Genomic DNA, 13,222 nt, shown 5'->3' with positions numbered 1-13,222 from the left:
ATACTGTCCACAACACCATCAAGTTTCTTTGCAATCGCCCAAGAGACAAACCTACCCCCTAATAAAGCCACCGTATCACCAATCTGACCGTCAAGTGCCAGTGAAACAATATCCTGTACAGTCTTGAGAACATGAGTCCGGGAGAATACCGGAGTATGGGGAAGACATGCCCAATGTGCATCTCCTACATATGTATATCCGATCTTCTGTGGATAGACAGTATCAATTCCTACGACCTTCACCGCCCGTGCAAGTGCTTCTAATTCACCCTTTTGAATTGGAGTATGTGTCCATCGATCCCGGACCTCTTCTTTCATAATCTGTAAAATCCGCGGTAATCCAAAATAACCTCTCTTAATCTTACCGGGAGAATAGCCACACATATACCCGTGGTGATTCTTTGGAAAACCTGTAATTATTGCATTTAATCCAGCCCGAAGTCCAATTCTGCATTCATCTTCATATGCACCATTGGTAGCGACAATCTTCCCCGGAACCAGAATGCGGGCGAGGGCTACAGCCCTGGCAAATGCTGTGAGGCGGTCTGTTGAGCAGTTAAAAGGCCCTCCTTCCAGGACAAAAACATCCACACCCATATCAAGAGCTGCGGTAAATCCCTTTATTAAATCATCATATCCATCACCAACGAACATGATTGCCTCGATCCCTTTCCCATATTTTCTCGCAAGGTCTGCAACTTCCTGCGCCTCATCCAGGGGAGCTGCATGACCATCAGCACCCTGAACGCAGGTAAGATTCACGGCAACCGATGACGAAATTTTCACCCATTCATCCCGATCTGATAGCGCATCCTGCTCAACATCCAAAAGCCGTGAGTGAATCCGATCTCGTGGACAACCGGAAAAAGGAGGTCCTTCATTATAGCATTGACCATTACAACCGATAATTTGAGGAGGCAGCCTCATAGGACCATATCTCCCGAAATGATCAAGGTCCAGGGGAACCTCAGTTATCTCCCGTACTTCTTTTAAAAGATCGATTCCTTTCATACCATGTGCTTCAGCAATATCTGCAAAGGCATATGCGCATACATGAATAGATGCTCCAATACTATCGGCAAGCATACAATTGCCTAAAATATCAGTCTTTTCAAGATCAGATGCACAGGTGCCTACAAGTATTTCTGTAAGATCACACCCCAGAGGGAACCGTTTAAAGGTATTTCCGAGTTTAATTGCTTCTTCACGGTTTAGCGACGTGACCGCGTCGATGACGTCACGTGGATCCTTTTCGATTTTAGAGAGTTCCCATGCAGCATCAGGGTCATTTATGGCTTTTCTAATTAAATCATGCATAATACAACCTAAAAAAATTTTATACATATGAATATGTGTTAAAAATTTTAGTATTTTTGCATTTATTAATATGATATACATTAAATTTATGAATATACCTATTCGTTAATTACTGGGAATAATTTTCTGACAATTCTTAAATTTTGTATTCAATATGGATTCAAAATGGCGAAGACACATCACTACCCCGGATTTCTGTCTGGACATGATCTCACATGCAGATGAGAATCGGAGATCAGCATAGTGTTCTGATGTAATTACCTCACTTCCCTTCTCATAGACCAGGGCTATCCCCCCTTTCCCGACACCGGCACAGGTTCCGATGCCAATATCTGCACTGGTCAGATTTTTTACTGCCTGGGCCATCAAAAAAGCCATTAGCAGATCCTGGTCCTGGTTGTATATCTTAATGTCATTTATTACTTCAGCAGGAGGAGGGGGCTCAAAGTGAAGAATAGTCCGAATGCCTGACAATGTCGGGATGAAAAGACCAGCTATCACCGATATTGGAAAGTCTTCCGGGTCAGTGCTCCAATGATACGTAAGGGGATATCCCATGGAAAATGCATGAATCTCACGTGAGATTAACCCATGCGTAAAACATTCTGCAAGGGCTACCCTGATAACCATGTTTCATGAAGGAGTGTTAAAATTTCTGCCGTCATTACCTCAGAAACCCGATCCAGGATATGGGGGGTCACCGGTTCCCAGTCACGGATGAGTTTTCCGGTCCCAACTAATATGTGGCCCTTAATCTGCTGGTCACGAAGATATTTCACAATCGGATTATGAGGGTCAGCTGAATCGATATCCAGGGCTCTGATCTGCTCATTACCGATACCAGATACACCCATGGTACTGATAGTTTTGGCACCATAGGAATGGGCATGAGCAACGATCATCGCAGTAACCGGAAGAGTATCGCCTCCAGCAATCTGAATGCTAACCACATCACCAGTAATCAGGTCAAGATTATGGGACGCAATGTTTTCATGGATGGTTTCAATTTGACGTGTATTTTGTGGATGTGACAACTGGTGCAGGAGATCGACTTTATATTCTCCGATTGTGCCCCCGTTCATCCGAAATATGATGTCCTCTGCTGATATCTTCTGTCCATCTATCACTGTGATCAATTTCGGACCACCCCGATGTACCTGAATAAGATCCAATGCTATGCGAAATCCAAGTCTTCCAAGGCCAACCAGAGTGACATGACCCCTCGGAATTTTCTGGTTTTCCATCTCAATGATTGTCATACTCTCTCCAGACACCCCTGTTCACACTCCTCGTCCAGGGGATGCCAAAATTTCTAACCTGTACGTCCAGGCCATATGATGAGATCATTTCACCAAGCCGGTACAATCCGGGCAATTCAGTAGCGTGATGAGTCGCATCAATGAGGGTAATGTTTGCATTCTTTGCAAGAACCGCCCCAGGATGGGTTAAATCGCCGGATACAATGATATCCACTCCTTTGCTGATCGCTTTTGATATGAGAGGAGGAGTAAGTCCAAAACCTGATATAACGCAGATTGTACCAACCGGTTGAAATCGGTTACAGTTCACGGTCCGAATATCATGGACTCTGAGCGTTGCCATGATTTCATGAATAAACCGACCCTGAGTGATAATATCTTCTGTCTCCCGATCAATTCCCCCAATTCTTCCGATTCCAGTTGATTCATCCAGAACATCGAAAGAGGTAATGTTCAGGGCATCTGCTAGAGCATCACATGCACCACCCGTGACAATATCCCAATTGGAATGAATAACATATGTAGGAATTACCGGAGATATAGGCGGAGGATGGTGAAGTACAAGCAAATCATAGAGAGAATAGTCAATGTTTGGTGATTCTGACAGAATATAATCCATCAGAACAAGTATTTTCTGAACATCGAAGATATGAGGATCCAAAGTTCCAATATACCCGTTTTGATCACCCGGTACTGCATAAGATGGTGGTATATCCTGCTCGAACCGGGAGAAAAGTTCAACAGCCTTCATTGGAAATCCTATGCCCCATCTATCTGGCACAAAATCCGGCTGAGATATCTCTTAAGTATTGCATCGGGATCAACATCTTTCAGAGATGATATTATCAGGGCTGATCGTAGCAATTGTGTGAAAAATTTATCCAGATCGTTCTCTTTAAAGATCATTCGTTCAAAAAAATCAAGATGAGATGAGCAATATAAAACCCCTTCTTCCTGTAATGCCGCATTCATACTGGAACGGATAACCTCCAGGGTAAGGGTCATCGTGCCGGATGTCTTCGATCCAAGTCCCAATGTCCGGAGGATTCCTTTATGCCTCGTCCCCATGGCTGTGAAGAGAGATTGACTCTGGTTATAACACAGAATACTGGTATCACTCCCATCCGAACACGGATCTTCCACGATAAACGTCTCGGGCGTACCATATCGGGCCAGGTCTTCTGAGTGGATGCCTCCAAGCCCGGATGTGTCGATGATACAATCATACTCATGGAGTACAGTCTCTTCATACGATGAGGTAAATGACACCCGTGGATCCAAAAATCCCTGCATATCCCGACAAATATCAAGGACAGTAACATGACAGGTATTGCAAAGAACATTTGCTATCTTCATTCCGGTCAGGTAGGCACCAATAATGAGACAATGTTTCGGGGTTATTGAAGAGGAGTCCAGCCATCTATTTACTGCGGTAACCTTTTTGTCACAAATTATCTCTATCAGGTTCATTACTGAATAATGGGAAAAATAAGTATGTACTGCCGGGGTAATACCGGTCTCGGTTATATATGAAAGTGACATCACGCAACCCTCTCAAAGCCTAATCGCAGAAGAGCAGTAGTTATTTCATCATGCACCGCTTCTTCAACTGATTTGTGATGAAGAATGTGCGGAGAAGACAAAGCTGCAGAGAGAATTCTCCCTTTTTTATCCATAATTACGAGCATTGAACCGGATCCAGGAACTCCAAGACGACCACGGGCAATCACCAGGTCGCTTTCTGTACTGTCCAGAGCCATTCTGGCTTTAAATATTGCCGGCATAGGAGTGAGATCAACAGCACTTGTCGGGACCTGCAGATGAGTAGCCGGATGAATTCCGAATTCTTCCAGAACCGAATTAATTACCATAATCTTTTTATCATTCCAATTTGGTACAATAATCGATTCTGCAGAGCGGATGTATGACCTGATCTCTTCCACCTCATGCAATGAGTCCCCGGTGCGAACTCCCTTATTCGACTCATCATACGCATTTCGGATAATAGCCTCAATAGTCATAAGAATCCTTATCCGGTTACCGGAATTTTCTGACGTGTAGTTAGTGGATGAGTTCTTAAAATGTATTTTAGGCCCATCTCATCAAGAACCTGGCGAACATCAGAGAGTGTCCCACAAACCGGAGAGCCTACACCCTTAATATCATGCGGATATGAATCGGGGATAACAGTTGCCAGATTATTTGCACCGGCCATAAGGGATTTTCGAACATTTTCAGGACCAATGGTAGGAGTTGGGACGGTTATCCTGATGTCAGGATAGAGAATCCGGGTTATTGCAATTGTCAGAAGCTGATCCCGCATTGAACATCGGGGATGATGCTCCATTGGTGTCCCGATATATGGCTGAAAGCCCATAATCGGAATTTCTCCAAGAGTTTTAAACGCTCTTAAAAACTTCAGATGATAAAGCCGGTCACAATTTGATTCTCCAATCCCAATTAAAAGCCCGCTCGAGAGTTCCAAACCGCTCTCTGATATCATATTGCAGACTTTTACCCGCTGATAGAACTTTTCTCCGGGTTTTATGTATGAAAATAAAGTTTCATTTGTCGTTTCAAGATTGCAGCAGAGGGTATCAGTCCCATGCGCAGCAAGCTGGTGAATGGTGTCTGCAGAAAGATCGGTGCCTACATTAACCAGCAAATCCAGGTTTGTATGTTCCTTCACTATCCGGGCTGCCTGGAGAGCATGTTCCCCCCCATGTCCATGGGCGCCTGAGCAGGATACTCTGGATATACCAGAATCTTCAATGATGCGGACCGCCTGCAATATCTCCTCGTCGGTTTTATGAAACGGGTGGTAGTACCCGGAGCGAGAGGTTCCGGCTGCAAATCCACAATATTTACATTTCGGTGTAACGCTGCATTCATTGGTTATATGGACGGTTGATGTAAGGGTTATTGGTACGTTATTTTCATCTCTGATACCACTTGCTGTTTGTAAGATATTTAGGATGTCAGATTCTTTCTTTGCAGAAAAAAGAGTCAATATCTCATGATTTTCTAAATTTTTTGACTGACGGATTTTTTTCAGAATTCTGGATATCACTATAGCACCCATTATGTAAATTAATGTTATTCGTATGATCAAATCATAATTAAAATTTATCGCCTTAATGACTATTTTATAAAGATATTGTTACTACAAGATGAATTATAAGAGTACATTAAACAAATTATTCTTTATAAATTGAAATTAAAATCGATAGATATATTTAATTGTAAGTAGAGCAATTATCACTGATTATGAATATTGTATTACTAGATATTTAGTAATAATATAATATTCATAAGAAGTATTAATCACACACAGAGGATAGATTCATGAAAGTAGCAATTCTAGGCGCAGGCTGCTATAGAACTCACGCAGCTGCGGGAATTACCAATTTTGCCCGTGCTTGTGCTGTTGCAGAACAGGTTGGAAAACCTGAGATCTCAATGGCCCATTCAACCATGATAATGGGTGCCGAACTGAAAGAGCTTGCAGGCATTAATGACATCGTTGTATCAGATCCGATATTTGACGGACAATTCACCGTCATTGATGATTTTGCATACGAAGATGTCATGAAAGCACACAAGAGCGGGAATCCGGAGTCCATTATGCCCCAGATTCGGGCAAAGGTAAAAGAGGTTGCAAAGGATCTTCCAAAGCCACCAAAAGGAGCAATCCATTTTACTCACCCAAAGGATCTTGGATTCAAAATCACCACCGATGACAGGGAAGCTGTAAAAGATGCTGACTGGATCATTACCTGGCTTCCCAAGGGAGACATGCAAAAAGGCATCATCGAGAAATTTGCCGGAGAAATTAAGGAGGGTGCAATTATTACTCATGCATGTACTATCCCAACCACAAAATTCTACGGCATCTTTGAAGAACTAAATCTTACCAAGACCAAGAATGTCCAGGTATCTTCCTATCATCCAGGGGCGGTTCCTGAGATGAAAGGTCAGGGATTTATTTCTGAAGGGTATGCATCTGACGAAACCATCAAGAAACTGATGGAAATTGGTATGAAAGCACGAGGGGAAGCATTTAAGTTACCTGCGGAACTTCTCGGTCCGGTCTGTGACATGTGTGCAGCTCTTACTGCTATAACCTATGCTGGATTGCTTACCTATCGTGAATCCGTAATGGGTGTTCTCGGAGCCCCTGCAAGTTTCTCACAAATGATGGCTAAAAAATCACTTGTTCAGATTACGAACCTTATGGATAAAGTAGGAATAAAAAACCTTGAAGAACACCTTGATCCGGGAGTTTTCCTTGGAACAGCTGACTCAATGAATTTTGGAGCGCTTGGTGAGGTATTACCCACAATTCTGAAATCACTTGAAAAGCGGAAACTGAAGAGCTGCACGCCGGAAGGCATGTGCGAGTAATGAGCAACCATAATTTACAACCATTTTCCAGGATGAATTCTGAGTATCCGGAGAGTTTACGGGAAATAATCTCCAAACCTCCGGAACTCTCTTGTGAATGAATTTATCAGATGTAAATTGAATCAGAATACCATTTTTATTTCTATGTATCCACGCGCTTAATCATATTCAGATCATACATCTTACCCACCTATGGTTTTGCTGCAATATCGGAGAAATCCTATAACCTCGAAGGAGGACTTCTTTCTCATTCATAAATATGTCAGATTATTTTCAGTATCCACTTTATCTGGATAATCAGAGATAAAATGAAGGGATTAATGTATTAAATTTATATAATTTTTAATCAATAGTTAATACAAATTTAAATTTAGTAATAATATTTTAATACTATCTCATCCTTATTGTATCATACAGGAACGATGTTATCCATCACATCTGTTCCTGCGAAAAGAGGAGTAACATGAGTTCAGAAGAGTATCCCCAGGTCCGGATTGTACCTATCCGGATGCTTCAGCCAGACAATGCAGAAAAATTTCTGGATGGATTATCAGCCATTGCAGGAATACGCAGAGTTCTGGTACATGGCCCAGGCCATCTGAAAGAATCGCCTAAAAATCAAAAGGAATGTTGTACCATAGAAGCCCCGGCAGCAACAAGTATCAGAGTAGCAAATCAAAATGTTGACATGCATGTTCTCATGGGTGATGTAATAGTTGAAGCGTTAGATGAGCGGGCTTTGAATACCGTTGCACAGTATTGTGAAGATTTCTTCGGGGAGTTTGCTTTCCAGATCCTTGTTGGAAAATTTATAAAGACTGCTCCCTCTTTATCAGATTATATCACAAATAATCAGAACACTGATCCATATAATCAATATTATATCGGAATGTATGACCAACGCCCACTCATTCAACCAACACTTATCAGGCAAAATTAGATGAAGAGATTAAACGAAAAGATATACAAAAAAAATCCAAAATGATTAATTCAAATATATTTTTCGTCTTTAATTTAATTGTTACGAAAATTAATTCGACCATATGAAGTATTACATTTTTTAAATTTAGTAACATTTTTACCTTATGTATACACATAATGTAATGTGGTGGCAGTGACGGGATACTATTGTAGGGAGACAAGGAGTATCTTCTCATCATGATAAATGGACAAGAGAATCATGGCGAACCTTTAATCCTGCCATCCGCCTTTGATGCACGAAAAAAATTCAAACACACCATTTTGTAATCGGCATACGAAATCATGAGTTCGCGTTTTGTTGATCCATTTCACCGGGCAGGTCACTATTTCTGCTGATTAATTAAAATTTAACCATTCAAATATTAATACCTGAAATTTTTTTAAAATAGTAACAGAATATCTTGCAATTAATCATTTTAATTTCTTAACTATTTATCATATTTTGTAATACGTAATGTAAAATTGATGCGTGATGTAGGAAACATACTTCTGTTTATTCATGGACGCATTAGAGATATATTTGTCGAGGAATGCCTGAATTTCATGACTTTACAAGTTACTAAAATTCTTACATAGATGCGAGAAAAAAATCTAAATTCAGATGATTGAAGTAACAATTTTATAATAAGAAGAAAAAAATATTAGCCAAAATAACATCATAATTTTTGACATGATAGTAATACTAATTAAGTAAAAATGGTCACCTACTTTGTAGCTCAGTACCCGGGTTTTCCGGTACACTGGACTGACTTACGAGCATCACAGGAAAAGACCATGAAAAAATATCAGGAGACCATCGATTTATTTTCTGATGATGGAAAACTGCTTAAAAGCGGAATAACCTTAGATCGGATTCATCCTCTTCTGAATCCGGCTGCCTGTCGCATTATTGATCTGACAAAGCGTACAATCAATGTAAACCTTCATGGCATTGAACAGGCGTTATCTGGAGGAAAGCTAGGAAAGGGACGAATTCCGGGCCGTGAGTTAAAACTTCCGATTATGGAACACAAGGACTCACTGATAGCCAGAATCAAGGATATGGTTCAGCTTGAAGAAGATGATGATACCGAGATTATGGAATTTAATGGAGGAAATCTTCTTTTGGTAAAAGTTCCGGCAAAACGAATCTCTGGAGCGGCAACATATGATGCTGCTATTACATCGGTTGCATCTGCAGTAACCTATGCCATTGTTGAGGAATTTGACATCAGCCCATTTGATGCATCTACAGTGAAAGCTGCAGCCTGGGGTTCTTATCCGCAGACCCAGGATATGGAGGGGGCACTGGTCACATCAATTCTGACAATACCGCAGAACAATGAAGGTATTGGATATGCACTCCGAAACATTCCGGTGAATCATTTCGTTATGATGACAAACCGGAATGCGCTTCAGGGAACGGCTCTTGCAGCAACACTCGAACATGCAGGAATATTTGAGATGGGATGTGTCGGCCCATATGAACGGAATCAACTCCTCTGCTATGCATACCAGGGTCTGAATGCCAATAATATGGTCTATGATCTGGTAAAGGAGAATGGACAGGAGGGGACTGTTGGAACAGTTGTTCAGTCACTGGTTGAACGGGCGTTAGAGGATCGAGTCATATATCCCGGTAAAAAGGGTGGTTATTTCACATTTTATGACACCGATGACCCGATGCTCTGGAATGCATATGTTTCTGCAGGTACCCTTGCTGCTTCAATTGTGAATTGTGGGGCAGGCAGGTTTGTACAGGCAATCTCTTCAACACTCCTGTACTTTAACGATCTTATCGAGCATGAGACCGGACTACCATGTAGTGATTTTGGACGGAGTATGGGTACAGGTGTTGGTTTTTCATTCTTCTCTCATTCGATTTATGGTGGTGGAGGTCCGGGAATTTTCAACGGAAACCATGTTGTCACCAGGCATGCCGCCGGAGTGGCTATCCCCTGTGTGGTTGCAGCAGCAGCATTGGATGCAGGAACACAGATGTTTGCACCAGAAGGTACCTCAAAAGTAATGGGTGAGACATATGGCCGGATTGATGTATTCAATAAACCAATACATCAGATTGCAGAAGGTGCCTGAATATGAATGTACAGGCAGCATCTCCTGCGTCATTACCTCAAATCAGGATTTGTTCAATCAGAATGATGAAACCTGAAACCTGTGAAACCTTACTGAACAAACTGGTTGAAATTCCGGGAATACGCAGAATACTTCTTCACGGCCAGAATATTCCAAAGGTCATCCCCTATGGGCCGGCCCGGGGTATGGAAAATTCGACTGACATAAAACGAAATATCACCGTTGGGACGACCTCTTGCGATATTCGTATGCTTGTCGGAGATATTATTCTCGAACTCGAAGATGAGTGCATTATCGGAGTAATAAATCGAATTTGTACCGATTTTTTTGTGAAATTTGGATTTGTAATGCAACAGGGCATCTTCATTAAACCTACCATGACCATGTTTGATTATGCCAAATACGGACCAAAACCAGACCCTGAACTTATCGGTATGGTTGATCCCAGATCAAAGGAACGACCGGTTCGAATCATAGCACATGAGGAACATGAACACAGGATGATATGTGCCTGTGAAAATAATGCCCTTGAAGGATGAGGTAAAAAACATGAAATATACCCCACAATATGGACCTGGAACATCTATTGTCGCAGAAAACAGGCGAAGACAGATGAATCCGAACATAGAACTGCAGAAGATGCGAAAAGTGACTGACGAAGATATCATACTAATTCTTGGACACCGTGCTCCGGGAGAGGCCTTCAAATCTGTTCACCCACCAATTGGAGAATTACCTGAAGTTGACTGCCCGATGAGAAAACTGGTAAAACCAACTGAAGGAGCATTGCATGGTGACCGGGTCAGGTATGTGCAGTTTGCTGATTCTATGTTTAATGCTCCATCTCAGCCATACCAGAGGACATATGCCGAGATGTACCGGTTTCGAGGCATTGATCCAGGCACTCTTTCAGGACGTCAGATCGTTGAATGCAGGGAACGCGATCTTGAAAAATACTGTAGTACGCTTATAGAAACCGAAATGTTTGACCCTGCCCGTGTCAGCCTTCGAGGTGCAACAGTCCATGGACATTCCTTGCGTCTTTCAGAGGATGGCATGCAGTTTGACGCACTCCAGAGATGTATTATGGGGGAGGATGGCAGGGTAAAATATGTGAAAGATCAGATTGGTGTTCCTCTCGACCGTCAGGTTGATGTGGGAAAACCCCTGGATGATGACTGGCTTCGTGAACATACAACAATGTTTCACTCACTTGTTGGAACACCCCTGAGAGAGGATCCAGAATATATAGAATACCTGCAGCGAATCCACACACTCCGGACAAAATATGGTTTTATGCCAAGAGAGGATAAAAAATGAGCCGAATTGAGCACTCACAAAAACGTTTCCTTAAAGCACTCAAGGATAAATTCAAAGATCAGGATGTAGAATCAACAAAAACATCATTCTACTGCTTTGATGGTGTCCGCCAATCACCCAGAAAACGAGAATTCATCGAGATTAACAAACGTATCGAAGAAAAACGTGGAATAACAATGTATGATCCGGAACATTGTCACCTGGGTGGTATCCCCATGGGTCAGCGACAACTGATGACCTATGAAGTATCCGGAACCGGTACATTTGTCGAAGGTGATGATCTCCACTTTGTGAATAATACCGCCATGCAGCAGATGTGGGATGAGATCAGACGGACGGTGATCGTCGGGATGGATATGGCCCACAATACTCTGCAAAAACGCCTTGGAAAAGAGGTTACTCCGGAGACTATCAACGAATATCTTCATATCTTAAATCACGCCATGCCAGGAGGAGCAGTAGTTCAGGAACACATGGTAGAGACTCATCCCGGTCTTGTGGATGACTGTTATGTAAAAATATTTACCGGGGACGATGAAGTCGCCGATCAGATAGATAAGCAATATCTCTTAAATATTGACAAGCTCTTCTGCAAGAAACATGCGGAAGAACTGAAGGCAGAGATCGGGAAATCAATGTGGCAGGCAATCCACATTCCAACCATTGTCAGCAGAACCTGTGATGGTGGAACGACCAGCAGATGGTCTGCCATGCAGATTGGAATGTCATTTATTGCAGCATATCGGACCTGTGCCGGAGAAGCGGCAGTTGCTGACCTTTCTTTTGCTGCAAAACATGCCGGTGTTATCCAGATGGGCAGTCATCTTCCGGCCCGTCGTGCCAGAGGTCCGAATGAACCAGGAGGAATTAAGTTTGGATTATTTAGTGATATTATCCAGGCAAACCGGAAATATCCGAATGATCCTGCCTGGGCAGCCCTTGAACAGGTAGCCGCTGGTGCAGTCCTCTTCGACCAGATCTGGCTTGGATCATACATGTCCGGCGGTGTCGGGTTTACCCAGTATGCAACCGCTGCATATACTGATAACATCCTCGATGATTTCACCTACTATGGCATGGATTATCTGAAAGACCGGTATGGGTATGATTACACCCAGCCAGCACCGGATAAAACGATAAAACCGACCCAGGAGATGGTCAATGACCTTGCTACCGAAGTTACCCTGTATGGAATGGAGCAGTACGAACAGTTCCCGACTCTGATGGAGGATCACTTTGGTGGATCACAGCGTGCAGCAGTTCTTGCAGCTGCATCAGGTATAACCTGTTCAATGGGAACCGGCAATTCCAATGCAGGTTTAAACGGCTGGTATCTCTCGATGATCATCCACAAAGACGGCTGGTCCAGACTCGGGTTCTTCGGGTATGACCTCCAGGACCAGTGCGGGTCAGCAAATTCCCTCTCGATGGAACCTGACCGTGGTGCGATGGGAGAGCTACGAGGTCCGAATTATCCAAACTATGCCATGAATGTCGGCCATCAGGGTGAATATGCTGCTATTGTCGGAGCAGCACATTTCGGCCGCAATGATGCATTCTGCTTTGATGCACGGGTCAAAATTACCTTTGCCGATCCCTCCCTCCGGTTTGATTTCTCAGAGCCCAGAAAAGAATTTGCACGCGGTGCAATACGCGAATTCGAACCTGCAGGAGAACGGTCTCTGATAATTCCTGCAACATAATTCATTATTTTTTTCATTTTGTACACGTCCCGGAGAGGAACCTGCAATCCTCTCTTTTCATTCATTGATATATTTCAAGTGTTACTTTTTTATATGATACCTCGATCGACAAAAGATCATTTTATCAAATTGTAACAACATATGCTAGTATTGTACCACAGCT

Annotated in this window: 13 protein-coding genes; 6 read left to right on the top strand and 7 right to left on the bottom strand. The window is 42.6% G+C overall.

Annotated features, from left to right (window positions below):
* The 7 genes from hmdC to hmdB form a co-directional block, all read right to left on the bottom strand.
* The coding region (hmdC, locus tag LDL35_RS09240) for a 5,10-methenyltetrahydromethanopterin hydrogenase cofactor biosynthesis protein HmdC (protein WP_304022019.1) at window positions 1-1,316 on the bottom strand (1,316 nt) is incomplete at its 3' end.
* Window positions 1,317-1,421: 105 nt separating this feature from the next.
* On the bottom strand, window positions 1,422-1,946 hold the full coding sequence (locus tag LDL35_RS09235) for a UPF0254 family protein (RefSeq protein ID WP_304022018.1): 525 nt from the start codon (window positions 1,944-1,946) through the stop codon (window positions 1,422-1,424).
* A complete protein-coding gene (locus LDL35_RS09230; RefSeq protein ID WP_304022017.1) occupies window positions 1,931-2,575 on the bottom strand; it encodes a ThiF family adenylyltransferase in 645 nt (214 codons plus the stop codon). The genes LDL35_RS09235 and LDL35_RS09230 overlap by 16 nt, the downstream gene beginning before the upstream one ends.
* Entirely contained in the window at window positions 2,562-3,326 is a 765-nt protein-coding gene (locus tag LDL35_RS09225; RefSeq protein WP_304022015.1) for a Nif3-like dinuclear metal center hexameric protein, read from the bottom strand. Before LDL35_RS09225 ends, LDL35_RS09230 begins: the two co-directional genes overlap by 14 nt.
* An 8-nt stretch (window positions 3,327-3,334) precedes the next feature.
* Window positions 3,335-4,117 (bottom strand): SAM-dependent methyltransferase HcgC family protein, encoded by a 783-nt coding sequence (locus LDL35_RS09220; protein ID WP_304022014.1) that lies wholly within the window; start codon window positions 4,115-4,117, stop codon window positions 3,335-3,337.
* Window positions 4,117-4,596 (bottom strand): DUF3236 domain-containing protein, encoded by a 480-nt coding sequence (locus tag LDL35_RS09215; RefSeq protein WP_304022012.1) that lies wholly within the window; start codon window positions 4,594-4,596, stop codon window positions 4,117-4,119. The genes LDL35_RS09220 and LDL35_RS09215 overlap by 1 nt, the downstream gene beginning before the upstream one ends.
* Before the next feature lie 8 nt (window positions 4,597-4,604).
* Entirely contained in the window at window positions 4,605-5,657 is a 1,053-nt protein-coding gene (gene hmdB / locus LDL35_RS09210) for a 5,10-methenyltetrahydromethanopterin hydrogenase cofactor biosynthesis protein HmdB (RefSeq protein WP_304022011.1), read from the bottom strand.
* A gap of 263 nt (window positions 5,658-5,920) precedes the next feature.
* Between hmdB and hmd the strand changes: the two genes are divergently transcribed.
* The 6 genes from hmd to mcrA all read left to right on the top strand — a co-directional run bounded on the left by hmd (window position 5,921) and on the right by mcrA (window position 13,059).
* Window positions 5,921-6,979 (top strand): 5,10-methenyltetrahydromethanopterin hydrogenase, encoded by a 1,059-nt coding sequence (gene hmd, locus LDL35_RS09205; RefSeq protein WP_304022009.1) that lies wholly within the window; start codon window positions 5,921-5,923, stop codon window positions 6,977-6,979.
* Between the two features lie 463 nt (window positions 6,980-7,442).
* The gene (locus LDL35_RS09200) at window positions 7,443-7,919 is read left to right on the top strand and encodes a methyl-coenzyme M reductase operon protein D (RefSeq protein WP_304022008.1); all 477 of its coding nucleotides are present in this window, start codon (window positions 7,443-7,445) and stop codon (window positions 7,917-7,919) included.
* Between the two features lie 815 nt (window positions 7,920-8,734).
* Window positions 8,735-10,036, top strand: a complete 1,302-nt coding sequence (gene mcrB, locus LDL35_RS09195) for a coenzyme-B sulfoethylthiotransferase subunit beta (protein ID WP_304022007.1) — start codon at window positions 8,735-8,737, stop codon at window positions 10,034-10,036.
* A 2-nt stretch (window positions 10,037-10,038) separates the two neighbouring features.
* Window positions 10,039-10,575, top strand: coding sequence for a methyl-coenzyme M reductase operon protein D (gene mcrD / locus LDL35_RS09190; protein ID WP_304022006.1), 537 nt, complete (start codon window positions 10,039-10,041; stop codon window positions 10,573-10,575).
* A gap of 10 nt (window positions 10,576-10,585) precedes the next feature.
* Entirely contained in the window at window positions 10,586-11,356 is a 771-nt protein-coding gene (gene mcrG / locus LDL35_RS09185; protein ID WP_304022004.1) for a coenzyme-B sulfoethylthiotransferase subunit gamma, read from the top strand.
* Window positions 11,353-13,059 carry a coenzyme-B sulfoethylthiotransferase subunit alpha gene (gene mcrA / locus LDL35_RS09180; protein ID WP_304022003.1) on the top strand — a complete coding sequence of 569 codons (1,707 nt, stop codon included), beginning with the start codon at window positions 11,353-11,355 and terminating at the stop codon, window positions 13,057-13,059. Before mcrG ends, mcrA begins: the two co-directional genes overlap by 4 nt.
* Window positions 13,060-13,222: the final 163 nt, after the last annotated feature.

This window comes from Methanospirillum hungatei (assembly GCF_020216685.1).
GTDB lineage: Archaea > Halobacteriota > Methanomicrobia > Methanomicrobiales > Methanospirillaceae > Methanospirillum > Methanospirillum hungatei_B.
Note: the sequence above shows the minus strand (reverse complement) of the source record. Positions and strands in the feature narration are given on the sequence as shown.

Bases quoted from the DNA above. Each gene is read 5' to 3' on its own strand.
- hmd (WP_304022009.1), top strand. From the start codon at position 5,921: ATGAAAGTAGCAATTCTAGGCGCAGGCTGCTATAGAACTCACGCAGCT.
- mcrB (WP_304022007.1), top strand. From the start codon at position 8,735: ATGAAAAAATATCAGGAGACCATCGATTTATTTTCTGATGATGGAAAA.
- mcrG (WP_304022004.1), top strand. From the start codon at position 10,586: ATGAAATATACCCCACAATATGGACCTGGAACATCTATTGTCGCAGAA.
- mcrD (WP_304022006.1), top strand. From the start codon at position 10,039: ATGAATGTACAGGCAGCATCTCCTGCGTCATTACCTCAAATCAGGATT.
- LDL35_RS09220 (WP_304022014.1), bottom strand. From the start codon at position 4,117: ATGTCACTTTCATATATAACCGAGACCGGTATTACCCCGGCAGTACAT.
- mcrA (WP_304022003.1), top strand. From the start codon at position 11,353: ATGAGCCGAATTGAGCACTCACAAAAACGTTTCCTTAAAGCACTCAAG.
- LDL35_RS09215 (WP_304022012.1), bottom strand. From the start codon at position 4,596: ATGACTATTGAGGCTATTATCCGAAATGCGTATGATGAGTCGAATAAG.
- LDL35_RS09230 (WP_304022017.1), bottom strand. From the start codon at position 2,575: ATGACAATCATTGAGATGGAAAACCAGAAAATTCCGAGGGGTCATGTC.
- LDL35_RS09200 (WP_304022008.1), top strand. From the start codon at position 7,443: ATGAGTTCAGAAGAGTATCCCCAGGTCCGGATTGTACCTATCCGGATG.
- hmdB (WP_304022011.1), bottom strand. From the start codon at position 5,657: ATGGGTGCTATAGTGATATCCAGAATTCTGAAAAAAATCCGTCAGTCA.
- LDL35_RS09235 (WP_304022018.1), bottom strand. From the start codon at position 1,946: ATGGTTATCAGGGTAGCCCTTGCAGAATGTTTTACGCATGGGTTAATC.
- LDL35_RS09225 (WP_304022015.1), bottom strand. From the start codon at position 3,326: ATGAAGGCTGTTGAACTTTTCTCCCGGTTCGAGCAGGATATACCACCA.